At 67.7% G+C, this 24051-nt stretch carries 26 protein-coding genes and 4 tRNA genes; 12 read left to right on the top strand and 18 right to left on the bottom strand.

Features of this window, described 5'->3' with window-relative positions; all coding sequences use genetic code 11:
- Nucleotides 1–37 precede the first annotated feature (37 nt).
- Genes G6N61_RS24495 through G6N61_RS24485 form a run of 3 tightly spaced genes read right to left on the bottom strand, consistent with a single transcriptional unit; the run spans nt 38 to nt 1408 of the window.
- Complete coding sequence (locus G6N61_RS24495) at nt 38–475, bottom strand: SRPBCC family protein (RefSeq protein WP_163922342.1); 438 nt, start codon at nt 473–475, stop codon at nt 38–40.
- A gap of 5 nt (nt 476–480) precedes the next feature.
- Nucleotides 481–921 carry an SRPBCC family protein gene (locus tag G6N61_RS24490; RefSeq protein ID WP_163922338.1) on the bottom strand — a complete coding sequence of 147 codons (441 nt, stop codon included), beginning with the start codon at nt 919–921 and terminating at the stop codon, nt 481–483.
- Between the two features lie 40 nt (nt 922–961).
- On the bottom strand, nt 962–1408 hold the full coding sequence (locus tag G6N61_RS24485; protein WP_163922335.1) for an SRPBCC family protein: 447 nt from the start codon (nt 1406–1408) through the stop codon (nt 962–964).
- A gap of 86 nt (nt 1409–1494) precedes the next feature.
- Here G6N61_RS24485 and zwf point away from each other — a divergent pair, with 86 nt between their 5' ends.
- On the top strand, nt 1495–3000 hold the full coding sequence (gene zwf, locus G6N61_RS24480) for a glucose-6-phosphate dehydrogenase (protein WP_163922332.1): 1506 nt from the start codon (nt 1495–1497) through the stop codon (nt 2998–3000).
- Nucleotides 3001–3021: 21 nt separating this feature from the next.
- Nucleotides 3022–3375, top strand: a complete 354-nt coding sequence (locus tag G6N61_RS24475; protein ID WP_163922329.1) for a UBP-type zinc finger domain-containing protein — start codon at nt 3022–3024, stop codon at nt 3373–3375.
- Between the two features lie 18 nt (nt 3376–3393).
- Here the strand turns inward: G6N61_RS24475 and G6N61_RS24470 are convergent, their stop codons facing one another.
- Both G6N61_RS24470 and G6N61_RS24465 read right to left on the bottom strand, forming a co-directional pair.
- The gene (locus tag G6N61_RS24470; RefSeq protein ID WP_163922326.1) at nt 3394–4965 is read right to left on the bottom strand and encodes a phytoene desaturase family protein; all 1572 of its coding nucleotides are present in this window, start codon (nt 4963–4965) and stop codon (nt 3394–3396) included.
- 48 nt (nt 4966–5013) lie between these two features.
- On the bottom strand, nt 5014–5622 hold the full coding sequence (locus G6N61_RS24465; RefSeq protein ID WP_163922322.1) for a TetR/AcrR family transcriptional regulator: 609 nt from the start codon (nt 5620–5622) through the stop codon (nt 5014–5016).
- Nucleotides 5623–5771: 149 nt separating this feature from the next.
- Here G6N61_RS24465 and G6N61_RS24460 point away from each other — a divergent pair, with 149 nt between their 5' ends.
- Nucleotides 5772–6329: a CsbD family protein gene (locus G6N61_RS24460; RefSeq protein ID WP_163922319.1), complete on the top strand. Its 558-nt coding sequence runs from the start codon at nt 5772–5774 to the stop codon at nt 6327–6329.
- 26 nt (nt 6330–6355) lie between these two features.
- Nucleotides 6356–7033, top strand: coding sequence for an IF2 family translation initiation factor (locus G6N61_RS24455; RefSeq protein WP_163922316.1), 678 nt, complete (start codon nt 6356–6358; stop codon nt 7031–7033).
- A gap of 90 nt (nt 7034–7123) precedes the next feature.
- Here the strand turns inward: G6N61_RS24455 and G6N61_RS24450 are convergent, their stop codons facing one another.
- Nucleotides 7124–7849: an SDR family oxidoreductase gene (locus tag G6N61_RS24450; RefSeq protein WP_163922313.1), complete on the bottom strand. Its 726-nt coding sequence runs from the start codon at nt 7847–7849 to the stop codon at nt 7124–7126.
- A gap of 96 nt (nt 7850–7945) precedes the next feature.
- Between G6N61_RS24450 and G6N61_RS24445 the strand changes: the two genes are divergently transcribed.
- Nucleotides 7946–8521, top strand: coding sequence for a TetR/AcrR family transcriptional regulator (locus G6N61_RS24445; protein WP_163922310.1), 576 nt, complete (start codon nt 7946–7948; stop codon nt 8519–8521).
- A gap of 41 nt (nt 8522–8562) precedes the next feature.
- Here the strand turns inward: G6N61_RS24445 and G6N61_RS24440 are convergent.
- The 3 genes from G6N61_RS24440 to G6N61_RS24430 form a co-directional block, all read right to left on the bottom strand.
- Nucleotides 8563–8636, bottom strand: a tRNA-Phe gene (locus G6N61_RS24440).
- A gap of 39 nt (nt 8637–8675) precedes the next feature.
- Nucleotides 8676–8752, bottom strand: a tRNA-Asp gene (locus G6N61_RS24435).
- A 48-nt stretch (nt 8753–8800) separates the two neighbouring features.
- Nucleotides 8801–8873 (bottom strand) — tRNA-Glu (locus G6N61_RS24430).
- A 113-nt stretch (nt 8874–8986) separates the two neighbouring features.
- On the opposite strand from G6N61_RS24430, the gene G6N61_RS24425 reads away from it, so the two are divergent.
- Nucleotides 8987–9059: transfer RNA gene (locus G6N61_RS24425), tRNA-Lys, on the top strand.
- 16 nt (nt 9060–9075) lie between these two features.
- Here the strand turns inward: G6N61_RS24425 and G6N61_RS24420 are convergent.
- On the bottom strand, nt 9076–10239 hold the full coding sequence (locus tag G6N61_RS24420; protein WP_163922307.1) for a serine/threonine-protein kinase: 1164 nt from the start codon (nt 10237–10239) through the stop codon (nt 9076–9078).
- Nucleotides 10240–10277: 38 nt separating this feature from the next.
- Entirely contained in the window at nt 10278–11282 is a 1005-nt protein-coding gene (locus tag G6N61_RS24415) for an oxygenase MpaB family protein (protein WP_407666305.1), read from the bottom strand.
- Nucleotides 11283–11353: 71 nt separating this feature from the next.
- Between G6N61_RS24415 and G6N61_RS24410 the strand changes: the two genes are divergently transcribed.
- Nucleotides 11354–11938 carry a TetR/AcrR family transcriptional regulator gene (locus tag G6N61_RS24410; RefSeq protein ID WP_163922300.1) on the top strand — a complete coding sequence of 195 codons (585 nt, stop codon included), beginning with the start codon at nt 11354–11356 and terminating at the stop codon, nt 11936–11938.
- 4 nt (nt 11939–11942) lie between these two features.
- Here G6N61_RS24410 and G6N61_RS24405 read toward each other — a convergent pair whose 3' ends face one another.
- Together G6N61_RS24405 and G6N61_RS24400 are read right to left on the bottom strand one after the other, a co-directional pair.
- Nucleotides 11943–12392, bottom strand: coding sequence for a hypothetical protein (locus tag G6N61_RS24405; RefSeq protein WP_163922297.1), 450 nt, complete (start codon nt 12390–12392; stop codon nt 11943–11945).
- Between the two features lie 120 nt (nt 12393–12512).
- Complete coding sequence (locus tag G6N61_RS24400) at nt 12513–12977, bottom strand: hypothetical protein (protein ID WP_163922294.1); 465 nt, start codon at nt 12975–12977, stop codon at nt 12513–12515.
- 232 nt (nt 12978–13209) lie between these two features.
- Between G6N61_RS24400 and G6N61_RS24395 the strand changes: the two genes are divergently transcribed.
- From G6N61_RS24395 to phoU, 4 genes are all read left to right on the top strand, one after another.
- Nucleotides 13210–14214 carry an acyl-ACP desaturase gene (locus G6N61_RS24395; protein ID WP_163922291.1) on the top strand — a complete coding sequence of 335 codons (1005 nt, stop codon included), beginning with the start codon at nt 13210–13212 and terminating at the stop codon, nt 14212–14214.
- 86 nt (nt 14215–14300) lie between these two features.
- Nucleotides 14301–15434: a tRNA dihydrouridine synthase DusB gene (dusB, locus tag G6N61_RS24390; RefSeq protein WP_179973714.1), complete on the top strand. Its 1134-nt coding sequence runs from the start codon at nt 14301–14303 to the stop codon at nt 15432–15434.
- Between the two features lie 240 nt (nt 15435–15674).
- Nucleotides 15675–17762 (top strand): LCP family protein, encoded by a 2088-nt coding sequence (locus tag G6N61_RS24385; protein ID WP_163922285.1) that lies wholly within the window; start codon nt 15675–15677, stop codon nt 17760–17762.
- An 81-nt stretch (nt 17763–17843) separates the two neighbouring features.
- Entirely contained in the window at nt 17844–18512 is a 669-nt protein-coding gene (phoU, locus tag G6N61_RS24380; RefSeq protein ID WP_163922281.1) for a phosphate signaling complex protein PhoU, read from the top strand.
- Here the strand turns inward: phoU and G6N61_RS24375 are convergent.
- Entirely contained in the window at nt 18509–19012 is a 504-nt protein-coding gene (locus tag G6N61_RS24375; RefSeq protein ID WP_163922278.1) for a MarR family winged helix-turn-helix transcriptional regulator, read from the bottom strand. The genes phoU and G6N61_RS24375 overlap by 4 nt on opposite strands.
- Nucleotides 19013–19093: 81 nt before the next feature.
- Between G6N61_RS24375 and G6N61_RS24370 the strand changes: the two genes are divergently transcribed.
- Nucleotides 19094–20068: a quinone oxidoreductase family protein gene (locus tag G6N61_RS24370; RefSeq protein ID WP_163922275.1), complete on the top strand. Its 975-nt coding sequence runs from the start codon at nt 19094–19096 to the stop codon at nt 20066–20068.
- 7 nt (nt 20069–20075) lie between these two features.
- On the opposite strand, the gene pstB is transcribed toward G6N61_RS24370, so the two are convergent.
- Genes pstB through pstS form a run of 4 tightly spaced genes read right to left on the bottom strand, consistent with a single transcriptional unit; the run spans nt 20076 to nt 24015 of the window.
- Nucleotides 20076–20849 (bottom strand): phosphate ABC transporter ATP-binding protein PstB, encoded by a 774-nt coding sequence (pstB, locus tag G6N61_RS24365; RefSeq protein WP_163922272.1) that lies wholly within the window; start codon nt 20847–20849, stop codon nt 20076–20078.
- 10 nt (nt 20850–20859) lie between these two features.
- Nucleotides 20860–21774: a phosphate ABC transporter permease PstA gene (gene pstA / locus G6N61_RS24360; protein ID WP_163922269.1), complete on the bottom strand. Its 915-nt coding sequence runs from the start codon at nt 21772–21774 to the stop codon at nt 20860–20862.
- On the bottom strand, nt 21771–22826 hold the full coding sequence (gene pstC / locus G6N61_RS24355) for a phosphate ABC transporter permease subunit PstC (RefSeq protein WP_163922266.1): 1056 nt from the start codon (nt 22824–22826) through the stop codon (nt 21771–21773). The genes pstA and pstC overlap by 4 nt, the downstream gene beginning before the upstream one ends.
- 52 nt (nt 22827–22878) lie before the next feature.
- Nucleotides 22879–24015 (bottom strand): phosphate ABC transporter substrate-binding protein PstS, encoded by a 1137-nt coding sequence (gene pstS, locus G6N61_RS24350; protein WP_163922263.1) that lies wholly within the window; start codon nt 24013–24015, stop codon nt 22879–22881.
- Nucleotides 24016–24051 lie beyond the last annotated feature (36 nt).

The raw sequence follows: 24051 nt of genomic DNA, 5'->3' as shown, positions 1-24051 counted from the left end.
GGACATTCCCTTTCGCTCATCGCGAGCGGATCACGGGTCAGCCGTGGTTACGCGTGACGCGGCAGCGCAGCCTGTCGACGGCCACGTCGAGAACGAGCTTCCTGGCCCGCTTGATCAGGAACTCCGGGACTGGTGCGGCCAGGTCGATGATCAGGTCGAACCGCACCCGGGTCTGGTCGCCGAGGCGGGTCAGGTTGTACTCGCCGTGCTGACCGCGCTGCTGGAACGTCTCGGCGGCATCCCAAACCACCCAGTCGTCACCCCAGTGGTATTCGAGCACTTCCCTGTCGGTGATGCCCATGATCTTCAGCGTGGCCCTGACGTGGTGCGGCCTACCGTCGGGGTGCCGGTCGAGTACCTCGGCGTCGCGGTGCAGCGTCGACCATTGCGGCACCTCGTCGATGTCGGCGATCGCGTCGAGGATCGCCTCCGGCGAGGCGTCGAAGAGTTCCTCCCGCGACGCCCTCACGGCCACACTGGCTACTTCCCCTTCTTCTCCAGCACCCGCTTGCGCAGGCCCTTGGTGGCGGTGTCCATCAAGCCGTTCGCGCCCTTCCTGACGAGGAAGCCGGGCAGCGGCACGGTCGGATCCACGGTCAGCTCGAACCGCACCTTGGTCGAATCGCCGTCCGGGGTCAGCGTGTACCGACCATCCTGTGCGCGTTGCTGTTTGGACTCGTCGAGGGTCCACCCGACGCCGTCGTCGTAGACGGTGTAGGACAGCACCTGCTCGTCGCTGACTCCGACGATCTTGACGACCTGTCGGGACTTGCTCGGCCTACCCTCGGCGTCGCGTTCGAGGACCTCGATCTTCTGGTGCGCCGACGACCACTCCGGCAGCGATTCGAGGTCGATCAAGACCTCCATGATCTCCTCGGGTGTCGCTTCGATCGTGATGTCGCGGGATTCGGTTACGGCCATGCAAGGACGATAGCCAGCGAACGTCGCGGTGAAACCGAGATCAGCCCTTGCTCTTCTTGACCTTCATGACCTGTTTGCGCAAACCATCGGTGGCGGCTTCCAGACCGCCCTTCATCGCCCGCTTCAGCACGAAACCCGGAATCGGCACCGACGGGTCGACGGTGATCTCGAACCTGACCTTCGTCTTGGCGCCGTCCGGGGTCAGCGTGTAGCTGGCGTCCTGGGTCTTGAGTTGGCTGGAGCTGACCAGCTTCCAGCTGGCGCTGGTGTCGGTCCAGGAGTACTGGACGACCTGCTCGTCGGAGATGCCCATGGTCTTGAGCTTTAGTTTCACCTTGCCGGGCCTGCCGTTGGCGTCCTCCTCGAGGATCTCGGCCCCTTGATGCTGGGACGACCAGTCCGGCGCCGACTTCACGTCGGCGATCACGTCCATGATCTCCTCGGGCGTTGCTTCGATGACCACTTCGCGTGAGTCGCTGACTGCCATGCGGTGACAGTAACCACCCGACGCTCGTCGGCGAGCGCTTTCGTCAGCGTGCTGCGCCGTTCACCTCGGAGTGGAAGCATCGACGCGTGGCCACAGACAAGCCGAACGAAGCGCAGACCATCGCCTACCCCGCGCCCGGCGCACGCCCGCAACGTCGAGAGGAGGCCGCGCTGGCGCCACACGTCATCGTCCTCTTCGGGGCGACGGGAGACCTGGCCAAGCGCAAGCTGCTGCCTGGCATGGCGTATCTGGTCGAATCGTCGCTGGCGCCGAAGATCCGCGTGGTCGGCACGTCGCTCGAAGACCTGACCGACGACGAGTTCCGGGCGCTGACCAAGGAGGCGGTGGAGGCGTTCGGTACGCATCCGCTGACCGACGAGCAGTGGGCCGGCTTTGCCAACCGCATCACCTACGTACCCCAGGGCGCCGGCCCCGAGGCGCTGGCCACGGCGGTCAAGGCCGCGGAGAACGACCTCGGGAGCGAAGCGCAACGCCTGCATTATCTTTCGGTGCCACCCAAGGCTGCGCGCGCCGTGATCACGATGCTCCGCGACGCGGATTTGGTGGACCGCTCGCGGGTCGTGATGGAGAAGCCGTTCGGCACCGACCTCGACAGCGCCATCGAACTCAACGAGTTCGTGCACCAGACCTTCCGGGAGCGGCAGATCTTCCGGATCGACCACTTCCTCGGCAAGGAGGCCGCGCAGAACATCCTGGCGTTCCGCTTCGCCAACGGCCTGTTCGAGCCGATCTGGAACCGCAATTTCATCGACCACATTCAGATCGACATCCCCGAGAAGCTGGGACTCGACCAGCGGGCCAACTTCTACGAGAGCACCGGCGCCTTCAAGGACATGGTGGTCACGCACCTGTTCCAGGTGATGGCCTTCGTCGTCATGGAACCGCCCACGGCGCTGGAGCCGCGCGCGATCAGCGAGGAGAAGAACAAGGTCTTCCGATCGATGCTGCCGATTGACACCTCGAAGGTGGTCCGCGGGCAGTACGCGGGCTACCGCACCGAGGACGGCGTCGCGCGCGACTCCGAGACCGAGACGTTCATCGCGCTCAAGGTGGGCATCGACAACTGGCGCTGGGCCGGTGTGCCGATCTATCTGCGCACCGGCAAGAGAATGGCCGAGGGGCAGCGGATCATCTCGATCGCGTTCAAGGAGGCGCCGCGCACGATGTTCCCGGCGGGCTCGGGCGTCGGATCGCAGGGCCCCGACCACCTGACCTTCGACCTCGCCGACAACTCGAAGGTGTCGCTGTCGTTCTACGGCAAGCGGCCGGGGCCGGGGATGAAGCTGGAGAAGCTGTCCATGCAGTTCTCGACGCAGGAGACCGAGTACGAGGACGACGTGCTGGAGGCGTACGAGCGGCTGATCCTCGACGCCATGCGCGGCGACCACACCTTGTTCACCACCGCCGAGGGCATCGAATCGCTGTGGGATCGGTCGATGCCGCTGCTGCAGGATCCGCCGCCGGTGAAGCTCTACCAGCCGGGCACCTGGGGCCCCAACGCCATCCATCAGCTGATTGCGCCGAACGCCTGGCGGCTACCGTTCGAACGGGCATGGCGCGAGAAGAAGTAAGGCGGGATTACGCTGTCTCACATGACCAATGCCGTTGACCCGACCGTCCCGCCGAGCGGTACGGGATGCGCAGAGTGCGACGCCGACGGCGGGTGGTGGGTGCACCTGCGCCGCTGCGCGGCGTGCGGTCACGTCGGGTGCTGCGACGACTCGCTGGCCCGCCACGCCGCCGCGCACTGGCGTTCCACCGGCCACCCGATCATCCAGTCGTTCGAGCCCGGTGAGGACTGGTTCTGGGACTACTCCGAGAATGCGTACTACGAGGGCCCGGAACTCGCCGCGCCCGACAGCCACCCGGCGGCACAGACGGTGCCCGGGCCGCGCGAGCGCGTGCCTGCCGACTGGATGGCCGAGCTGAACAACCGCACCGACTGACGTGGTGCCCGCCGCGGTCTAGTGCAGGTCCGCCAGCGCGGCGTGTGCGGCGTTGTAACCCGGGATGAACGTGATGCCCGGTCCGCCATGGCATCCCGCGCTGCCGAGGTACAACCCGCGGATGGGGATGGGCTGATCGACGTACCCCGTGGGGCCGGGCCGATTGGGCCCCATCTGCTCGGGGTGGATCAGGCCGTGACAGTAGTCACCGCCGGGGGCACCGAACATCGTGCCCATGTGCTTCGGCGTGAACGTCGTATAGCGGAGGATCTTCGACTCGAAGTCGGGTGCCACCCTGTTGATCTTCTCGACGACCCGACGCCCCATCTCGGCCTTGCGGTGGCCGTAGCCGGTGTCACCTGCTGCCGCACCCTCGACGGGAAACCACATGGAGAACGCCGAGACCGCGTGCTTGCCCGGGGGCGCCAGCCCTGGGTCGTGTACCGACGGGAACTGCATCGCGATCGCCGGATCGGCGGGCACGATGCCGCGCCGGCAGTCCTGCCACTGCTGCTGTAGTTCCTCGGGGCTGCTGAACAGGCCGACGGCAGTTTGCATCTCGGGGTCGTTGAGCATCTCGTACGGCTCGGCGAAGGTCGGCATGCCGTCGAGCGCGAAGTGCATCTGCAGGTAGCTGCCGCGGTGGTCGATGCGCGCGTAGCGCTCGCGCACCTCCGCCGGCATGGCGGCCGGGTCGACGAGCGAGTTCACGGTGAGGTCGGGTGCAACGCCGGAGACCACCACGCCGGCGTGCACCGTCGTTCCGTCGTTGAGCCGGACACCCGTCACGCGACCGTCGGCGACCAGGATCTCCTTCACCTTGGCGCGCAGCCGGAGTTCCCCACCCCCGCCGACCAGCGTGTCGACGAGATGCGCGGTCAGCGCACCGATTCCGCCCCTCAGCTTCTTCATGAGCTTGGCGTTCTCATCGGGTACGGCCAGGCCGAACGCCAGCGCGGCCGCGCTGCCCGGTGTTGCCGGACCCCGGTAGGTGGTGTTGATGGCGAGGAAGGCCAGCATGCCGCGCAGTGCGCCGTGCTTCTCGGCGTCGGGAAGATAGCGGTCCAGGACGTCGGTCACCGAACCGAACAGCATGTCGGTGATCGCCGAACGCTCGAATTCTCCTGTCGCGCAGGCGTACATCTCGTCGAGGGTCTTCGGTGGCATGCCCGCCTCGAAGCGGCCGAGCGCGCGCGTCGGCGCCTGGCTCCAGGCCATCAGGCCGGCCATGCCGTTGACCGCCTCGGCACCGTGAACGTCGTTGAGGTGGGTCAGCATTCGCATCGGGTCGCTGTAGTAGACGACGGGCTCGTCGCCGATCCCCCGCAACGACACCGACATGACGTCGACGTCCACCGTGGGCAGGTCGTCGAGGCCGAGTTCGGCGCTCACCTTCGCCGAGGTCGGGAATTGCAGCGAGCCGGCGATCTCGAATTCGTAGCCGTCGAACAACTCGACCGTCGACGCCATGCCGCCCGCGTAGAGCTTGGAGTCCACGCAAAGCGTTCGCAGTCCCGCCCGCTGCAGGAGGGCGGCCGCGGCGAGTCCGTTGTGCCCCGCGCCGACGACGATCGCGTCGAAGTCCGTCATTGCACCGACGCTGACAGGCCGACTCAGTTTTGTCAATATTGACGAAACTCAGTCGAAGGCGCTGCCGAACCCCGCGGCGACCGAGTCCAAGGCCTTGCGGCACAGCCGTGCCAGTTCGGGCAGCGACCGGTTCGGGTCGAGCATCCAGAACTCCATGGCGCCGAAGACCGCCGCGGCGACGCATCGGGCGGTGACCGTCACGCGCAGGCGGTCGTCGGTGTCCGCGCCCGGGGACTCGGTGCGGGTCAGGTACTCCTCGACGGCCTCGGCGAAGTCTGCCTCGACCTGACGCACGTGGCGCACGATGCGCCCCGCGTCGAGTTCCTGGGTACGCAGTTCGGCGATCTTCGCCACGGCTTCGACGTCGTACGGCGCCGCCATGACCGCGGCGTGGACGGAATCGATCAGCGATTGCTCACCCGTCTGCTCGGCCAGGGCTGTGCGGAACCACTCGAGTCCGGCGTCGTAGTCGGCGAACAGCAGGTCGTGCTTGGAGGAGAAGTGACGGTAGAAGGTGCGCAGCGAGACGCCGGCGTCTGCGGAGATTTGCTCGGCCGACGTGTCCTCGACGCCCTGGCCCAGGAATCGGACCAACGCAGCCCTACGCAATGCATCGCGAGTTCGCTCGCTGCGCGCCGTCTGCGCAGGCCGGACCATGTGGGTAACCTACCCGCTCCCTTTTCTGGGTCGCGCAGCACCGAGTGGCGCAGATCACGAGGGGTTTCGCATTCTCCACACGTGGAATTACTCCGCAGACACCACTGAGCAATTCTGCCTTGGATTCCACCGAGGTCGAAAGGGGACCGATGACTGACGACAGTACTTCAGACCAGGCACGCAAGGGTCTGTTCGACTCCGTGAAGGGCAAGGCGAAGGAGATCGCCGGAGCCGTCACGGGCAATGACTCGCTCACCGCCGAGGGCCAGCTTGAGCAGACTCAGGCGCAGGAGCGCAAGGAAGCCAACAGCGTCGAGGCCGTCGCCAAGGCCGAGGCCGACCAGGCACGCCAGCAGCAGGCCGAGGCGCAGAAGGAGAGCTTCGAGGCTCGCCGCGAGGTCGACGCCGAGACCACTGCAGTCAAGACCGAGGCGCGGGCGCAGTCCGCAGCGCAGAAGCAAGCCGCGGAAGCAGCGGCCCAGCGCGACGCTGCGGCCCAGCGCACGCAGGCCGAGGCCGAGGCGGCGCAGAAGGCTGCGGTCGCCAAGGCCGCCGAGGACGCCAAGGTCGAGAATGCCGTCGACCAGGTGGACGGCGCCCTCGACGAGCACCAGCGAGCGGCACGTGACGCAGCCGCACCCGAGGTCGAGGCGGCGCGGTTGCGGCGCGAGGCCGAAGCATTGACCGACCAAGCCGACCTACCGTGAGCAGCGACCCCAACAGGAGTTCATCAATGAAGATTCTCGAAATACCCTTTGCCGTCCTGCGCTTTCAGTACTCCCTCGCGCGGTTTCCCTTGCAGCTGATCGAAGACCGCGTCGTCTCGCGTTGGGACTCCGAAGCCCCCGCCCGTCTGTTCTACGAGCGCTCGCTCGGCTCTTTGGACTCGACCGTTGGATCCGTCCTGGGCGATGCCGATCTCGCCGCACGCGGGTCGGCGTTGGTCGAGCGCAGCGAAACCCTGGGACGCGCAGCCACTCTCGAGGCCGAGGCCGAGGCCAAGCGTCGCCAGGCCGACGAGCGGCTCGAGGCGAAGCGCGAGCAGGCTCAGGAGCAGGCTGAGGACGCGCATGCCGAGAAGAACCGTCGCATGAGCGAGGCCCGGCAGGCCGCCGACGAGAAGAAGCGTGCCGCAACGCAGACCGCAGCCCAGCGGGCCGCGGCGGTGAAGAAGCAGGCCGACGAGGTCGCCGAGAAGCGCGTGCAGTCGGCCGAGAACGCACGTCGCGCAGAGACGTCCGCGATTCGCGCCCAGGAGAAGGCGGTCACCAACGCCGCCGAGGCCAAGCGCGACGATGCGCGTGACAAGCGCACCGAAGCGGCGCAGAAGCGGGCCCAGGCCGACAAGGTCGAGAGCCTGGCTGACGCCGAGAAGGAAAAGCGTCAGGCCGAGCGCGCCAGCGACAAGTAACGCCGCACCACAGCCGAAACAGGCTGGCTGAATGGGCCGCCCGAGGTCATCGACTTCGGGCGGTCCTTTCGCGTCCTGGCCGTGTCGCGCCTAGAAGTCGACGAGCTTCGAGGCGATGTAGGCGTTTAGTTCCTCCGAGCTGCCGCTGAGCCGGGCCTTCACGTCGCGGGTGTCCTCGTCGGCGTGTACCTCGAACGCCCCGGTGGCGACGCCGTCATACGCCTGATCCACGACACTGGCCGGGCTGACCTTGGGCATGTCCCAGCGTGTCGTCATGGGCGTGTCGACCATGCCGACGAGCAGGCCCGTGACGGTGGTGCCCTGCGGGGCGAGTTCGCCCCGGAGTGCGTTGGTGGCCGACCACATCGCAGCCTTGGATGCCGCGTAGGCGGTGGGCAGCGGCAACCAGGCTGCCAGTGACAGGACGTTCAGCAGCGCGCCACCGCCGTTGGCGGCCAACACGGGCGCGAAGGCCTTGGCCACCCGCAGGTTGCCGATGACGTTGGTCTCGAAGATGCGGCGCAGGACCTCCTCGTCGCCGGCGAGGACGGAGACGTCGTCGGCGGGTGCGATGGCAGCGTTGTTGACCACCAGGTCGACGTCGGACGCCGTGGCAGCTGCACCGGCGACCGATGCCGTGTCGGTCAAGTCGAGCGGCAGCGGCACGATGCGCTCGTCGTTCCACTCCCGCGGCCTGCGCGCGCTGGCGTAGACCCTGCGTGCACCCCGGTCGAGGGCCTGGCGCACGAACTCCTCCCCGAGCCCGCCGTTCGCTCCGGTCACCAGCACTGTCCGACCGTCGAGTCGCTCTGTCATCGTCACTCCTGCTGTAGGGTCGTTCATAAGTGGGGTTGGTCCCCAGATCAGTATGTGGGGACTATCCCCACTTATGCAACCGATGGCTAGGTGACGGTGAACACGCAAACGGCACGCCCGCTCCGGGCCGACGCCAAGCGCAACCGCGACGCGATCCTGCGCGCCGCACGGGCGGTCTTCGACACCGACGGGATCTTCGCCTCGCTCGACGGCATCGCCAGTGCCGCAGGCGTCGGCAACGCGACCCTCTACCGGAACTTCCCCACCCGCAACGATCTGCTCGCCGCCGTCATCGAGGACAGCATCGGCGACCTGCTCCAGGAGTCGGACGCGATCGAGCGCGACATGGAAGCCGACGAGGGGCTGCGGGAGTGGCTGTTCCGGCTCGCGTGGGCGCTGCGCATCTGGCAGGAGCTGCCGACGTGCATCGCCACCACGATCGCCGACGACACCTCGCCGGTGCAGGACGTCTCGACGCGCCTGACCGACCGGACCCGCGACTTCCTGCACCGGGCGCGCGACCATGGTGCGGCATCGGCGACCGTCACCGCCGAGGAGCTGTTCCAACTCATCACGGCCGTGTCATGGGGCATCGATCGCTTCGGCGACGACGCCGAGCGCGCACGCCATCGGGTCGGCTTCGCGACCGCGGGAGTGTTCCGAGCGGAATGACCCGATTGGGCCCCGGCAACGGGATTCGCACTGTACTGAAGTGGCCAGGGCCGGGATCGAACCGGCGACCTTCCGCTTTTCAGGCGGACGCTCGTACCAACTGAGCTACCTGGCCGGAAGGCAACCGACTCACACCGATGTGCCTCGCCAATGATGGCGACCCTGACGGGACTCGAACCCGCGACCTCCGCCGTGACAGGGCGGCGCGCTAACCAACTGCGCCACAGGGCCTTGCTCTTCCTGCGTTACTGCTGCTCCGACGTTGCCGCCGTTGCGTCGTACCCCCTACGGGATTCGAACCCGCGCTACCGCCTTGAAAGGGCGGCGTCCTAGGCCGCTAAACGAAGGGGGCCAAGCCGAATCTCTTCGGGGTACTCCCGGCGCCGGAACGCTGGGAGCTTCGATAGCTTAGGGGATCGACACCCAAATCCTCAAACGAGGGTGGCCCAGTATCCTGACTTCCGCGCCCCTATAGCTCAGTTGGTAGAGCTACGGACTTTTAATCCGCAGGTCCCAGGTTCGAGCCCTGGTGGGGGCACCTCGCGAAATACCGCTCAATCGTCGTCGCCCTTGGGCTTCTTCGGCTTGTCGTTCCCATTACCCGGACCCCGGCGCGGCTCGGTCTGAATCGGCGCCGGCGCGAGCGACGACGTCGTCGGCGGGGGCGTCGTGGTGGTCGTCGTCGTACTCGACGTGGTGGTGGTCGGCGTCGTGGTGGCGGCAGGGCTGGGGGTGGCGGGCGAGGACCGCGTCGCCTCGACGATCACGAACACCAGCGCCAGCAGGACGGCGGCACCGGCCGCTACGCCGCCCATCACGCGCCGCCTGCGGTCCGGTGGCGGCGGTGGCAGCACTGCGCCGGTCGTCATCGGCAGCGGCGGGGCGGTCATCACGCGCGTGGCCGGCCGTACCGAGAGCAGCGCGGCCCGCATCTCCGCCGCGCTCGAGAAGCGCTGCGACGGATCGGGCGCCATCGCGCGCTCGATCACCGTGGCCAGTCCGGCGTCGACGTCCGGGCGGGCCGTCTGCAGCGGAACCACGTCGTGTGCGGCGATCGCCCGCACCAGGGCAGCCGGTTCGCTCTGCGGGAAGGGCATGGCACCGGTCAGCGCCTCGTAGCCCATGGCCCCGACGGCGTAGAGGTCGTCGGCGGGGGTGGCGGGCCTGCCCGCGATCCGCTCGGGGCTCAAATAGGCCATCGTGCCGAAGATCTGGCCGGCGCGGGTCAGGCTGGCGCTGCCCGACTTCGCGATCCCGAAGTCGGCGAGCTTGGCCTGCCCCGTCTCGGCGAACAGTACGTTGGCGGGTTTCACATCGCGGTGCAGGATGCCTGCCGCGTGCGCCGCACCCAGACCCGCGAGGACGTCCGCCAGCACGCTGCGCACCCGTGGCACGGGCAACGGTCCCCTGGCGATCTCATCTGCCAGCGACGCTCCCGGAAGTTGCTCCATGACCAGGAAGGGCACGCCGTGCGGTGGTTGTTCGCCGCTGTCGTGGACGACGACGATGTTGGGGTGGGCCAGTCCGGCGGCCGCCCTCGCCTCGAACTCGAAGCGCGTCCGGGAGTCCGGGTCGCCGAGCAGCGAGGGGTGCAGCAGCTTGACGGCGACGGGTCGGTTGAGCCGGACGTCCCAGGCCGAGTGCACCTCGGCCATGCCGCCACGGCCGAGGACGCCGCGCAGTTCGTACCGTCCCCCGATGAGTTCAGGGCTCGTCATCGGCTACACGGTAGCGGCAGACGCAGCGCGCCCTGCCGTCAGACGTTCGGGCAGTAGTGCATCGGGTTGCCCCGCTCCTGCAGCGGCGGCAGATTCCGCGCAGGGGTTTCCGGGGGTGGCGCATCAGCCGGGAGGCGCCCGTTGGCGCGGTCCCAGCCCGCGCGCGCACGGGGGTGCATGCGGACCCGCTCGGGCAGTAGCGCGAATACCCGGCCGACCGCGTTGCCGAGGCGGCGGTGCAGCCATTCGTCGCGCGCGGTCCACTCGTAGCCCATCAGTTCGCGCACGGGCGGGTCGTACAACCCAACGGTGAACCAGACGAAGAACCGCGCGACGAGCGGCCGCTGCAGCTTCCACATCCAGTCGGGCAGCTTGTCCGCGAACGGTGGCTTGGGCAACTCACTGAGGTCGAGGACGGCCCGTGCGGCGTAGTTGTTCTCCAACACGTTGCGGCACATGTGATCCCAGTAGTCCTGGAAGTCCTCCCAGGTCTCGGGCACCGGTCGCGTGCTCATGCCGTACATGGCGTACCAGGTCTTGTGCTCCTCGAACAGTTGCCGCTTCTGCGCCTCGGTGAGCCCGCCACAGAAGCGTTCGGCGACGATCAGCGTGCCGACGAAGAACGTCGAGTGCGCCCAGTAGAAGACGTCCGGATTGAGTGCGTGATAACGCCGACCCTGGGCGTCGACGCCCTTGATGTCGACGTGATAGTCGCGGACCTCGGCACCGGTGCGCGGCGACCGGTCGCCGTCGAAGACCACGCCGCCGATGGGGTACAGCGACCGCAGCAGACGCTGCCAGCGCTCGATGAAGAAGGTGGAGTGCTCCTCGACGGCAGCACCGAGCTGGGGGTGCATGTTCTGCATCGAGCCGGCCCACGGCCCCTGCAGCAGGCCGCGCCAGTCGCCGAAGTACTTCCACGTCAGCGAGTCGGGTCCCAGCGGCGCCGGCGGGGCGTCATACCCGCCCGGGGCGACGGGGCAGCCGACGGCGAGGTCGGCCGCGCTGGTGACGGGGCACGACGGGGACGTATCTTGTGTCACTGGCGGCATCTCCTGGAACTCAGACGGACACTCTGACTACAAGCGTTGTCATCTATGAGCTTAGGAGGGATGTGACGTCCGGTCAACGACGGAGCCAATGGTCTGGTGTGCCCCTGCAGGACCGCCAGGCGCTGCGTCGCGACAAACTCGTCGCCGCGGGCGTCGCACTACTCGGTGGCGCGGCCGGTCCGGCGCTGACCGTGCGGGCGGTCTGCAAGGAAGCCGGCCTGACGGAACGCTACTTCTACGAGAGCTTTAGTGACCGCGACGAATTCGTCCGCGCGGTCTACGACGACGTGTGCAGCACGGCCATGTCGGCGCTGACGTCGTCGACCACACCGCGCGACGCCGTCGAACGGTTCGTGACGCTGATGGTCGACGATCCGGCGCGCGGCCGCGTCCTGCTTATCGCCCCCGAGCGCGAACCCGTGCTCGCGCGCTCCGGCGCGGAGTGGATGCCGACGTTCATCGACCTGCTGCAGCACAAGCTGACCCGCATCACCGACCCGGGTGTGCAGGCCATGGTCGCGACCGGCCTGGTGGGCGCCCTGACGGCGCTCTTCACCGCCTACCTGAACGGCAGGCTCGCGACGACCCGGGAGCAGTTCATCGACTACTGCGTCGACATGCTGCTCAGCCGGGCGCCGACTGCCTGAGGTTCTAGCCTTCGGGGAGCGAGATGGTCGCGCCGGGAGTCTCGCCAGCCTCGGCGAGTTGATCCTGCTCGTTCTGCGCCGCCGCGGCTTCTTCCTCGGCCGCCCTGGTCTCGCGGCCCACGGCGCTCGCCATCGAATTGCCGGGCGTGGTCGCGGAGGCCACGCCTGCATTGCAGTTCAAGTAGAACTGCACGGTGTCCTCGACGCCTGCGCCGTCGATCGCGCTGGTGAACGGCGCGTCCTGCGAGCGCACGACGAGGCATTCATCCTCGCTGACCTTGTCACCCACGCGACTCGCCACCACGACGGTCAGACCGTTGTCGCTCGCCGCGGACGACGCATCGGCGTAGGACTGACCCGCGTAGTCGTCGGCGGCTGCGACCCCGGTGCCCAGCACAGCGGAGAGCGCGAACGCGCATGCCGCGCCCGAACCAATAACGATGAGCTTCTTCACGTGTGCCCTATCTGCCGTCGAAACCTTGCCCGCCCGCGGGGATAGTACCTCCGCGGAGACGGGCGCGCACGACCAGTCGTCGACTGAGGAATAGGGCCCTCAGCAGCGTTTACCCGACGTCTACTCGCCGGCTACCTGAGCATCTTCGCCAGCGAGTTCCGCCGCCTCGGCCTGCTGCTGCGCGGCCGCCTGCTGGGCCTCGCGCTGCTCCTTTGCTGCGAGGTCGGCCTCGTACATCTTGCGGCCGGTCGGGCTCTGCAGGGAGTAGCCCGGCCACAGCGCGGTTCCGTACTTTGCGTAGCAATTGAGGTTGACGTTCATGACGCCACCCTTGGACTCGCCGAAGCCGTCGATGCTCGAGGCCGGCGTGGCGCTCGTCACGATGCACTCGTTCCAGTCCTTGCGGTCTCCGACCGTGGTCGCGACCTGAGCGCTCATCCCCTGCTGGCTCAGCGCGGCCTTGGCGTCGGCAAACGTCTGACCGACGACGGCATCGTCGGCGCTGGCCACGCCTGCGCCCAGCAACCCCACCGAAACTGCCGCGGCTGCGCAGGCACCGGCACCGAGGACCAAGAGATTCTTCACGTCGGTCGGGACCTTTCGTCACGCCTGGGCGGGCGGGGGTTTTGCTGAACGGGTATGTCTGACACGGATCGTACCGCCCGCGGCGGGGGTTTGGGTGTCAGCCGTGCAACACCCGTCACACTCGGGTCACGGCGCTTGAATGTCACCGGGGTACACAGATATATTGAGTGCAACCACCAGGTACAGATAACTGCGAGGCTCATCCCCCGCGAGGCGAGGAGTACATAGGCACATGTCGAAGGATCTGACCGACCTGCACCTGCTGCGCGAACTGGAACCGGTCGTCGAGAAGAACATCAACCGGCACCTGTCCATGCGCAAGGACTGGAACCCGCACGACTACATCCCGTGGTCCGACGGAAAGAACTTCTACGCGCTCGGCGGCCAGGAGTGGAGCCCCGAGCAGTCGAAGCTCTCCGACATCGCCCAGACCGCCATGGTGCAGAACCTGCTCACCGAGGACAACCTGCCGTCCTACCACCGCGAGATCGCGATGAACTTCAGCATGGACGGCCCCTGGGGCTGGTGGGTCAACCGCTGGACCGCCGAGGAGAACCGGCACGGCATCGCCCTGCGCGACTACCTCATCGTCACCCGCGCGATCGACCCCGTCGAACTCGAGACCATCCGGCTCGAGCAGGTCACCCGCGGCTTCAGCCCCGGCCAGCACGGTCAGGGCGACATGTTCGCCGAGAGCCTGTTCGACTCCGTCATCTACGTGACGTTCCAGGAACTCGCCACCCGCGTCTCGCACCGCAATACCGGCAAGGCGTGCAACGAGACGGTCGCCGACCAGCTGTTGGCCCGCGTCTCCGCCGACGAGAACCTGCACATGATCTTCTACCGCGACGTGTCGGCCGCCGGTCTCGACATCGCGCCCAACCAGGCGATGAAGTCGCTGCACCGGGTGCTGCGCAACTTCAAGATGCCCGGGTACACCGTGCCGGAGTTCCGGCGCCGCGCCGTCACGATCGCCGTCGGCGGTGTGTACGACCCGCGCATCCACCTCGACGACGTCGTGATGCCCGTCCTGAAGAAGTGGCGCATCTTCGAGCGCGAGGACTTCACCGGCGAGGCCGCCGAGATGCGCGACGACCTCGGCGTCCTGATCGAGGAACTTGAGGACGCCTGCGAGAAGTTCGAGACGGCCAAGCAGCGCCGCCTCGAGCGCGAGCGTCAGGTCGCCGAGAAGAAGGCCCGCAAGAACCTCCTGGTGGGATCATCGTCCGCGGGATGACCCTCGCACCTGAAGCGCCGACAACCGGCGATACGGCTCGGTCTGCACTCCCCGATCCCCCGAGTCGCTGCGCTCCTGCCCTCGGGTTGAAGATCGGGCCGTTCGCCTTGCGCAGCCCCGTCGTGCTGGCGCCGATGGCCGGCGTCACGAACGTCGCGTTCCGCACCCTGTGCCGCGAACTGGAACTGGCTCGCGAAGGCACCGTCAGCGGCCTGTACGTGTGCGAGATGGTGACGGCCCGTGCACTCGTCGAGCGCCATCCGGTCACGATGCACATGACGACGTTCGCGCCGGAGGAGTCACCGCGCTCGCTGCAGCTCTACAGCGTCGACCCGGTGAACACCTATGCGGCGGCGAAGATGATCGCCGACGAGGGGCTCGCCGACCACATCGACATGAACTTCGGCTGCCCGGTGCCCAAGGTCACCCGCAGGGGCGGCGGCGCCGCGCTGCCGTACAAGCGCAAGTTGTTCGGCGAGATCGTCGCCGCCGCGGTACGCGCCACCGAGGGCACCGACATCCCCGTCACCGTGAAGTTCCGCATCGGCATCGACGACGCGCACCACACCCATCTCGACGCGGGCCGGATCGCCGCCGAGGAAGGTGCGGCCGCGGTCGCGCTGCACGCCCGCACTGCTGCCCAGCGCTACTCGGGTACGGCCGACTGGGAGCAGATCGCCGAGCTCAAGCAACACGTCACCTCGGTGCCCGTGCTCGGCAACGGCGACATCTTCGACGCCGGCGACGCGATCGCGATGATGGACGCCACCGGATGCGACGGCGTGGTCATCGGCCGCGGCTGCCTCGGCAGGCCGTGGCTGTTCGCCGAACTGTCCGCCGCCTTCGCCGGGCGCCCGATCAAGACGCCGCCCACCCTGGGCGAGGTCACCCGGATCATCCGCCGCCACGGCGAACTCCTCACCGACCACTTCGGCGAGGACAAGGCGATGCGCGACATCCGCAAGCACGTCGCGTGGTACCTGCACGGGTTCCCCGCCGGCGCGGACCTGCGGCGTGGGTTGGCCCTGGTCAAGACGCTGTCCGAACTCGACGACCTGCTGGCCCAGCTCGACCCGGACGTCCCGTTCCCGCGCGCGGCCGAGGGCCCTCGCGGCCGGCAGGGATCCGCCGCGTCGGTGTCACTGCCCGACGGCTGGCTCGACGATCCGGACGATTGCACGGTGCCGACGGCGGCCGACGTCATGCATTCCGGCGGCTAGGGACGACGTCTCCCGAGATGCCGTCGAGACCGCACCGACGCAGCACTGTCACGTCCGCTGGCTGGCCCGTTCTCAGGATGTCTCAGTACGATGGGAGTCCATCGTGAACGGCTCCAACTAGCGGAGCCGTCGTCGTGCTGCTACAAGACTAGAGAGCACGAAACTTAGGACGTCTCGACAGAGGCGAGTACGAGCGCTCGAGGTGAATGAGCGTCGATCAGAGTCGGAGGCCACCGGGACATGAGTGACGGCGACAACGCCGCTCCCGGCCGTCCGCGTCCTGACGGGTCGAGCGACGACAATCAATGGCTTACCCGATCGACCCGTCCGACACCAGGCGCCGCGCCGTGGGAGCGGGGCGCGAGTCCCGTGTCACGGCCGAGCGAGCCCGACGAGGATCCCGCCGCGGGTGAGCCGGAGCCTGCCGCAGGCAACCACACCGACGGCGTCGTCACCGTCGCCGATCTGATCGCCAAGGTCAGCGGCACAGCTCCCCCGGCCAAGCGCGAGGAGCGTCGCCGACGCCGCGCTCGCGAGGACCCAGAACCGGAGCCCGAACCCGAAGACGGACCGGCACTCGAGTCCCAGCCGGAGCCCGAACCCGAGCCCGAACCAACGGCCGTGTTCGGCTTCGGCGCCGTGGAGGCCGATCCGAAGACCGACATCCTCCCGGCCTACGCCTCGCACGCCTCCGAGCTGCCGGTGCTGTCCGGCAAGTCCAAGCCTGCCGCTGCGCCCGAACGCATCGGCGAGACGCGCGTCATCCCGGCCGTGCGGGATCGCCGGAGGCGGCGGTCGGCCATGGTCGTCGGACGCGTCGCGGCGGCCCTGATCGCAGTCTTCGCACTCGCGCTCACCGGGTCGGCATGGCAGTGGCAGTCGATGAAGAACCGCAGCCTCAACAAGGTGTCGGCGCTCGACCCCAACTCGCGCGACATCCTCGATCCGAATGCCCAGTTCGGCGACGAGAACTTCCTGATCGTCGGAACCGACACCCGCCTCGGCGTCAACAGCGAGCTGGGCGCGGGCACCACCGACGACGCCGACGGTGCGCGATCCGACACGATCATGATGGTCAACATCCCCGCGGACCGGAAACGCGTCGTCGCGGTGTCCTTCCCGCGCGACCTCGCGATCACGCCGCAGGAGTGCGAGCCGTGGAATCCCGAGACCCGCGCGTACGGGCCGATTACCGACGAAGAGTCCCCGATGTACGGCCTCGAGGAGGTGTACACGGAGACCAAGCTCAACTCGGCGTACGCCGTCGGTGGGCCGAAGTGTCTGGTCAAGGTCATCCAGAAGCTGTCGGGCCTGTCGGTCAACCGCTTCATGGCCGTCGACTTCGCCGGCTTCTCGAAGATGGTCGACGCGCTCGGCGGCGTCGAGGTCTGCAGCACCACCCCGCTGGAGGACTACGAACTCGGCACGGTCCTGCCCACGGCCGGCCGGCAGATGGTCGACGGCCACACCGCCCTGCAGTACGTGCGCGCCCGCCAGGTCACCACCGAGACCAACGGCGACTACGGCCGGATCAAGCGTCAGCAGCTGTTCCTGTCGTCGCTGCTGCGCTCGCTGATCTCGAAGGACACGTTCTTCTCGCTGAGCAAGCTCAACAACGTCGTCAACATGTTCATCGCCGACAGCTACGTCGACAACATCGACACCAAGGACCTCGTCGACCTCGGGCAGTCGGTGCAGGGCGTCAACGCGGGACGGATCACGTTCGTGACGGTGCCCACCGTCGGCTACGCCGACGAGTACGGCAACGAGACACCCCGCATGGACGACATGCGCGCGTTGTTCGACGCGATCATCAACGACGACCCGCTGCCCGAGGAGAAGCCCGCCGACGACGCCCCGCCGTCTGAGACGCAGAGCAGCACTGAACCCGAGCCCGAGAGTGCCGACGAGATGGTCGAGGCCGTCGCCACCGACCCCACGGCGATCACGGTGCGGGTGTCGAACTCCACCGGCGAGGACGGGCTGGCCACGACGGCTGCGACCGAACTGCAGAACCACGGGTTCAACACCGTCGAACCCGACGACTACCCGGGTCCGCTCGACAACACCACCGTGTTCTTCTCGGCAGGCAACGAGGAGGCCGCCGCGACGGTCGCCTCGTCGTTCTCCAGCCCCACGATCGAGCGCGTGTCGGGCATGGGCAGTGAAATCCGCGTGGTCCTCGGATCGGACTTCGCCTCGGTGGCACCGCCCACCCCGAGCGGCCTGCCGGTGCAGGTACGGGTCCTCAAGGACTCGAGCAGTCAGCCCACCCACCTCCCCGAGGACCTGACGGTCACCAACGCCGCCGACACCACCTGCGAGTGACGAAGCGCGGGGACGCCATTCACCGCACGTTCACCTGCGGCGTCGTGACGTTTCACCAGTTCGGAACGTAGGCTGGCCTTCATGCGTACCGCGTACCACGAGCAATTGGCTGCCCTGTCCGAACAGCTCGGCGAGATGTGTGGCCTTGCCGGTGCCGCCATGGAGCGTTCGACCCAGGCCCTGCTGCAGGCCGACTTGGCGCTGGCCGAACAGGTGATCACCGACCACGATCAGATCAGCGTGCTGAGCGTCAGTGCCGAGGAGTCCGCGTTCGTGCTCCTCGCGCTGCAGGCGCCGGTTGCCGGGGATCTCCGCTCGATCGTCAGCGCGATCCAGATCGTCGCCGACCTCGACCGCATGGGGGCGCTCGCGCTGCACGTGGCCAAGATCGCCCGCCGCCGCCACCCGCAGCACGCGCTGCCGGAGGAGGTCAACGGCTACTTCGCCGAAATGGGCCGGGTCGCAGTCGAACTGAGCAACAGCGCCCAGGAGGTACTGCTCACTCGCGACCCGGAGAAGGCCGCCCGCATCCGCGAGGAGGACGATGCGATGGACGACCTGCACCGTCACCTCTTCAACGTGCTGATGGACCGCGAGTGGAAGCACGGCGTGACCGCGGCAGTCGACGTGACGCTGCTGAGCCGCTTCTACGAGCGCTTCGCCGATCACGCCGTCGAGGTCGCCCGCCGGGTCATCTTCCAGGTCACCGGCCAATTCCCGTCGGAAGAGGAAGTCCCAACCCCGCTCTAGAGCACCAGCCTGACGCCGACCTTGCGGGCCGCCGTGAGGTCGCGGAGCACCTTGGCGATCACCTCCAGCTCGGCATTCTCGTACCGCCGTAGGAACTCGCCGACGCCGTCGGCCATCTCCTCGTGCATGGCGGCGTGCGCTGCCACCACCAATTCGCCGTCCTTCGACAGCGCGAGTTCGATCTCCTTGCGGTTGCCCGGAATCGGCGTGCGCACCACCAGCCCCGCCTCTACCAGGCGCTGCACGTGCTTGGACACCGTGCCCTTGAGTTGCCCCGAGCGTGCGGCGAGCCCGACCACGCCCGTCGCGCCGTCGGCGAGGTGTGCCAACAGGTGCATGGCCAGGGTGGGCAGCGAACGCACCGCGCCCTCGAGGCGGGGCGGGCAGCGCTCGACCATGTAGTCCCGCTCGGCGTCCCCATCCTCGTCCGACTCAAGCTTGTCCTTGACCGCGATCAGCAACTCGTTGACGTCCGCCACCAGCGCCGACTTGGTTTTCACGGAAACCATCTTGGCAGCCCACCGGCGCCGCCGTACATTGTTTCCATAGAAACCGTTCTACCGGAAACAATGGAGGCGCTCGTGTTCGCAGCAGTCGTCGAGGAGTGGGGCGCGACCCCGGTGTACACCGAGATCGCCGAGCCCGAGGAACGCGATGGCGCCGTCGTCGCGACTGTCGAGGCATCCGCACTGACCAACCTCACGCGCGCCCTGGTCTCCGGGACGCACTACGCCAGCAAGGAAGTCCCCCTCCCGGCGGTCCCGGGCTTCGACGGCGTCGCCCGCCTCGCCGACGGTCGCCGGGTGTACGGGACCTCGCTGGCGCCCCACGGGATGATGGCCGAGCGGACACTCGTCGGCACCGCCGGTCTCGTCGACATCCCCGAGGCGGTCGATTCGGTGACCGGTGCGGCCGTGCCCAATCCGGGCATCTCGGCGTGGACGGCCCTCTCTTACGCCGCCAACGTTCGGCAGGGTGACCGCGTGCTGATCCTCGGCGCCACCGGCGTCACGGGCTCGATGGCGGCGCAGTTGGCCAAGAACGTGTTCGGCGCCGGTCGCGTGGTGGTCGCCGGCCGCGACTCAGGCCGATTGGACTGGCTGCGCGCCGCGGGCGCCGACGATGCGATCGCGATGCGCGACGAGGACCTCGCCGCGCGCGTCGGTGCGCTGCACGCCGAGCGGCCGTTCGACGCCGTGCTCGACTACCTGTGGGGTCAGCCCGCCGCCACGACCCTCGCCGCGCTGGCCGACAGCCACCCAGCAGCGCACTACCACGCCACGCGATTCGTCCAGATCGGTTCCATCGCAGGCGATCCGATCGAGCTACCCTCGGGCATCCTCCGCGGAACCGGCATCGTCCTGTCGGGCGTGGGCATCGGCAGCGTGCCGCCGGAGGTCATGTCGAACGCCCGCACCGAGGCGCTGCCCCGCATCTTCGACATGGTCGCCTCGGGGGAACTGCGCCTCGAGACCGCAACGCGCGCACTGCGCGACGTCGAGCAGGCGTGGACGGCGACCGAGCCGTCGGGAACCCGCGTCGTGCTGGTCCCCTGAGCCGGCCCTAGCCGAAGCGGCCCGAGATGTAGTCCTCGGTCGCCTTCTGAGTCGGGTTGGAGAAGATCTTCTCCGTGTCGTCGATCTCGACCAGCTGGCCGGGCTTGCCGGTCGCCTCGAGGTTGAAGAACGCGGTCTGATCGCTGACGCGTGCGGCCTGCTGCATGTTGTGCGTGACGATCACGATCGTGAAGTCCTGCTTCAGCTCCGAGATCAGGTCCTCGATCGCCAGCGTGGAGATGGGGTCGAGCGCCGAGCACGGCTCGTCCATCAGCAGCACGTCGGGCTGCACGGCGATCGCACGCGCGATGCACAGGCGCTGCTGCTGACCACCGGAGAGGCCGCCACCCGGCTTCTCGAGGCGGTCCTTGACCTCGTTCCACAGGTTGGCGCCCTTGAGCGAACGCTCGGCGACCTCGTCGAGCGCCTTGCCACGAACGCCCTGCAGCTTCAGCCCGGCCACCACGTTGTCGCGAATCGACATGGTGGGGAACGGGTTCGGGCGCTGGAACACCATGCCGATGGTCTTGCGGACGCCGACCGGGTCGACGCCGGCTCCGTAGATGTCCTCGCCGTCGAGCAACACGGAACCCTCGACGCGAGCGCCGGGGATCACCTCGTGCATGCGGTTGAGCGTCCGCAGCACGGTCGACTTGCCGCAGCCCGACGGACCGATGAACGCGGTGACGCTGCGCGGTTGCACCGACAGCGCGACGTTGGACACGGCGTGGAACGCGCCGTAGTAGATGTTGACGTCTTTGAGATCGAGGCGCTTGGCCACGGCAGAACTCCTAAACCTTCTTGGGGGCAAAGATCTTGGCGACCAACCGGGCCGCGATGTTGAGGATGGCGATCAGCAGGATCAGCGTCAGGGCGGCGCCCCACAGCCGGTCGGTCGGCACCGGGTTGGCACCCGCGCCTGCCGAGATCTGGTCGTACATCATGCCGGGCAGCGAGCCCATGAACCCGCCGAACATGTCGAAGTTCATCGCCTGGGCGTAGCCCACCAGGATCAGCAGCGGCGCCGTCTCGCCCATCACTCGGGCCAGCGCCAGCATGATGCCGGTGACGATGCCCGACAGCGCGGTCGGGATGACGATGCGCACGATCGTCTTCCACTTCGGCACGCCTAGTGCGTAACTCGCCTCGCGCAGGTCCATCGGGACGATGCGCAGCATCTCCTCGGTGGCACGCACGATCACCGGGATCATCAGCAGCACCAGTGCCAGCGACACTGCGAAACCGGAGCGTTCGAAGCCCAGCGTGGCGACCCACAGCGCGTAGATGAACAACGCCGCGACGATCGAGGGGACGCCGGTGAGGATGTCGACCATGAAGGTCGTGACCTTGCCCAGCCGGGTGCCGCCGCCGTACTCCACCAGGTAGACCGCGACCATGATGCCGATCGGGATCGAGATGAGTGAGCACACGACGCCCTGCAGCACCGTTCCCACCAACGCGTGGTACACGCCGCCACCGGGCGAGAACGCGGTCATGCCGCCCTGGGAGTTCGTGAACCACTGCGGCTGCATCAGTGCCGAGACGCCCTTGGTGATGACCGAGTACAGCACCCACAGCAGCGGTACCAGTGCGATCAGCACCGACACCGAGACCAGCACGGTCGCAACGTTGTTGGTCAGCTTCCGGCGCGCACTGACGCCCTGGAAGGTCGGCTGCTTGACCGGGCGGTCCAGCGTGGAAGTCATTTGGCGCCCCTTCCGGCGACCGCGGCACGCGCCGCCGAGTTCACCACGAACGTGAGGATGAACAGCACCAGGCCTGCGGCGATGTACGCGCCTGCCTTGTACTGGTCGTTGAACTCGCTTGCCGTGGCAGCGATCTTGCTGGCGAAGGTGTAACCGCCGTCGAACAGCGACCAGCCGAACGCGGTCTGGGTGCCGCGCAGGATGATCAGCAGCGCGATGGTCTCGCCGAGCGCGCGGCCCAGGCCGAGCATCGAGCCGCTGATGTAGCCGGACAGACCGAACGGGAGCACCGTGGTGCGCACGACCTCCCAGCGCGTGGCGCCGAGAGCGAGTGCGGCCTCGATGATTCCGCGCGGCGTCTGGACGAACACCTCACGCGTCACGGCGGTGATGATCGGCAGGATCATCACCGCCAGCACGATGCCCGCGGTGAAGATCGTGCCGCCACCGGCCACCGAGGCGGTGCCGGTCTTGAACAGGAACAGCCAACCCAGGTTCTCGTTGAGGAAGACCGCTACCGGCTTCAGCACCGGCGCCAGCACGTAGAGGCCCCACACGCCGTAGACGATCGAAGGCACCGCGGCCAGCAGGTCCACCATGTAGGCCAGCGGACCCGCGAGACGCTTCGGCGAGTACTGCGTGAGGAAGATGGCGATGCCGAGCGCGATCGGCATCGCGAGCACCAGCGCGAAGACCGACACGAACACCGTCACCTGGAGCAGGTCCAGGATGCCGAACGTCATCGCCGACGTGTCGGTGGTGATCCAGTTCCCGCCGTAGGTGAAGAAGTTCACCTCGTTGCGGGTGAGCGCCGGGATGGCGCGCATGAGCAGGAAGACACCGATCGCGCCGATGAGGACGACGATCAGGATGCCGGAACCCTCGGCGAGGCCGCCGAAGATCCGGTCTCCCAAGCGGACCTTGCTGCCCTTGTTGGGGTTGGTGGAGATGGGGTCCGGTTCGGGGAAGGGCGCGGCAATGGCCTCACCCGACCCGGCACCCGTTGGATCTGGTGTCGTCACTGTCATCCCGTCGGTGACCCTATCGGTCATGTATTCCGGACCCCATCCTCACCGTTGTGGTGCTGGTGCGCTAGGTAGCGAACTAGGCGATTGCGTTGATGGACGTGAGGAGGCGCTCCTTGAAGGCATCCGGCAGCGGCACGTAACCGGCAGGTCCCAGGTTGGCCTGACCCTCGTTGGCAGCCACGGTCAGGAACGACTTGACCGCCGCGGCGGTGTCGGCGTCGTAACCCTTGCTGCAGACGATCTCGTAGGTCGCGAGCACCAGCGGGTAGGAGCCGGCGTCCTTGGTGCCGTAGATCGAGTTCAGGTCGAGCGTGAGGTCGTTGCCCTCCGCGGCGAACTTGGCCGTGTCGATGGCTTTCTTCGTCGTCTCGTCGGTCAGCTCGACGGCGCCTGCGCCGTTGTCGATCTGGGCCATCGGCAGGCCGGCCTGCTGAGCGAAGCCCTTCTCGACGTAGCCGATCGCACCCGGGGTGGCCTGCACGGCCTGCACGACGCCGGACGACTTCTGCGCGCCCTCGCCCGCGCCGCCCTGGAACTCGCTGCCCGCGCCCTTGGTCCACGCCTGCGGCGCCGCGGCACCCAGGTACTTCTGGAAGTTGTCGGTGGTGCCCGACGAATCCGAGCGGTAGACCGGCGTGATGTTGACGTCCGGCAGGTTGGCGTCGGCGTTCAGCGCGGCGATCGCCGGGTCGTTCCACTTGGTGATCTGGCCCTGGAAGATCTTCGACAGGACGTCGCCATTGACGACCAGCTTGTCGACGCCCTCGATGTTGTAGGCCATGGCGACGGGTCCGAAGACCAGCGGCAGGTTCCACGCCGGGTTGCCACCGCAGCGCTCGGCGGCGGCTGCGATCTGCTCGTCCTTCAGCGCGGAATCCGAACCGGCGAAGTCGACCTGCTTGGCGATGAACTGCTCACGGCCCGCGCCCGAACCGGTCGGGTTGTACGAGAGGTTCTTGCCGGAGCAGACCTGCTGCCAGACCTTGTTGAACTCTGCGACGGCGTTCTGCTGCGCGGTCGAACCCTCGGCGGTCAGGGAGGTCTTGCCGCCACAGTCGGCCGACGACGAGGAGCTGCCCGAGGCGCTCGACGACGAGGTGCCCGCGTTGTTGTCGCTGCCACAGGCGGTCAGCAGGAGGGCGGAGGCGGCGGTCACTGAAATCGCCACGGCAAGCGGCGTTCCGGTACTGCGACCGATGCGATTGAGCTTCACTGATCCCACTTTCGATTGACGGCTTCAGACTCTCCG

This window comes from Mycolicibacterium arabiense, assembly GCF_010731815.2.
In the GTDB taxonomy this organism is placed as follows: domain Bacteria; phylum Actinomycetota; class Actinomycetes; order Mycobacteriales; family Mycobacteriaceae; genus Mycobacterium; species Mycobacterium arabiense.
This window is presented reverse-complemented; position numbering and strand designations above follow the sequence as displayed.

What these genes read in the sequence shown, in the direction of transcription:
- G6N61_RS24470 (WP_163922326.1), bottom strand. Translation starts at nt 4,965, where the DNA reads ATGACGGACTTCGACGCGATCGTCGTCGGCGCGGGGCACAACGGACTC.
- G6N61_RS24420 (WP_163922307.1), bottom strand. Translation starts at nt 10,239, where the DNA reads ATGACGAGCCCTGAACTCATCGGGGGACGGTACGAACTGCGCGGCGTC.
- G6N61_RS24475 (WP_163922329.1), top strand. Translation starts at nt 3,022, where the DNA reads ATGACCAATGCCGTTGACCCGACCGTCCCGCCGAGCGGTACGGGATGC.
- pstC (WP_163922266.1), bottom strand. Translation starts at nt 22,826, where the DNA reads ATGACCGATAGGGTCACCGACGGGATGACAGTGACGACACCAGATCCA.
- G6N61_RS24460 (WP_163922319.1), top strand. Translation starts at nt 5,772, where the DNA reads ATGACTGACGACAGTACTTCAGACCAGGCACGCAAGGGTCTGTTCGAC.
- phoU (WP_163922281.1), top strand. Translation starts at nt 17,844, where the DNA reads ATGCGTACCGCGTACCACGAGCAATTGGCTGCCCTGTCCGAACAGCTC.
- G6N61_RS24490 (WP_163922338.1), bottom strand. Translation starts at nt 921, where the DNA reads ATGGCCGTAACCGAATCCCGCGACATCACGATCGAAGCGACACCCGAG.
- pstA (WP_163922269.1), bottom strand. Translation starts at nt 21,774, where the DNA reads ATGACTTCCACGCTGGACCGCCCGGTCAAGCAGCCGACCTTCCAGGGC.
- G6N61_RS24455 (WP_163922316.1), top strand. Translation starts at nt 6,356, where the DNA reads ATGAAGATTCTCGAAATACCCTTTGCCGTCCTGCGCTTTCAGTACTCC.
- G6N61_RS24395 (WP_163922291.1), top strand. Translation starts at nt 13,210, where the DNA reads ATGTCGAAGGATCTGACCGACCTGCACCTGCTGCGCGAACTGGAACCG.
- G6N61_RS24385 (WP_163922285.1), top strand. Translation starts at nt 15,675, where the DNA reads ATGAGTGACGGCGACAACGCCGCTCCCGGCCGTCCGCGTCCTGACGGG.
- G6N61_RS24485 (WP_163922335.1), bottom strand. Translation starts at nt 1,408, where the DNA reads ATGGCAGTCAGCGACTCACGCGAAGTGGTCATCGAAGCAACGCCCGAG.
- G6N61_RS24450 (WP_163922313.1), bottom strand. Translation starts at nt 7,849, where the DNA reads ATGACAGAGCGACTCGACGGTCGGACAGTGCTGGTGACCGGAGCGAAC.
- G6N61_RS24465 (WP_163922322.1), bottom strand. Translation starts at nt 5,622, where the DNA reads ATGGTCCGGCCTGCGCAGACGGCGCGCAGCGAGCGAACTCGCGATGCA.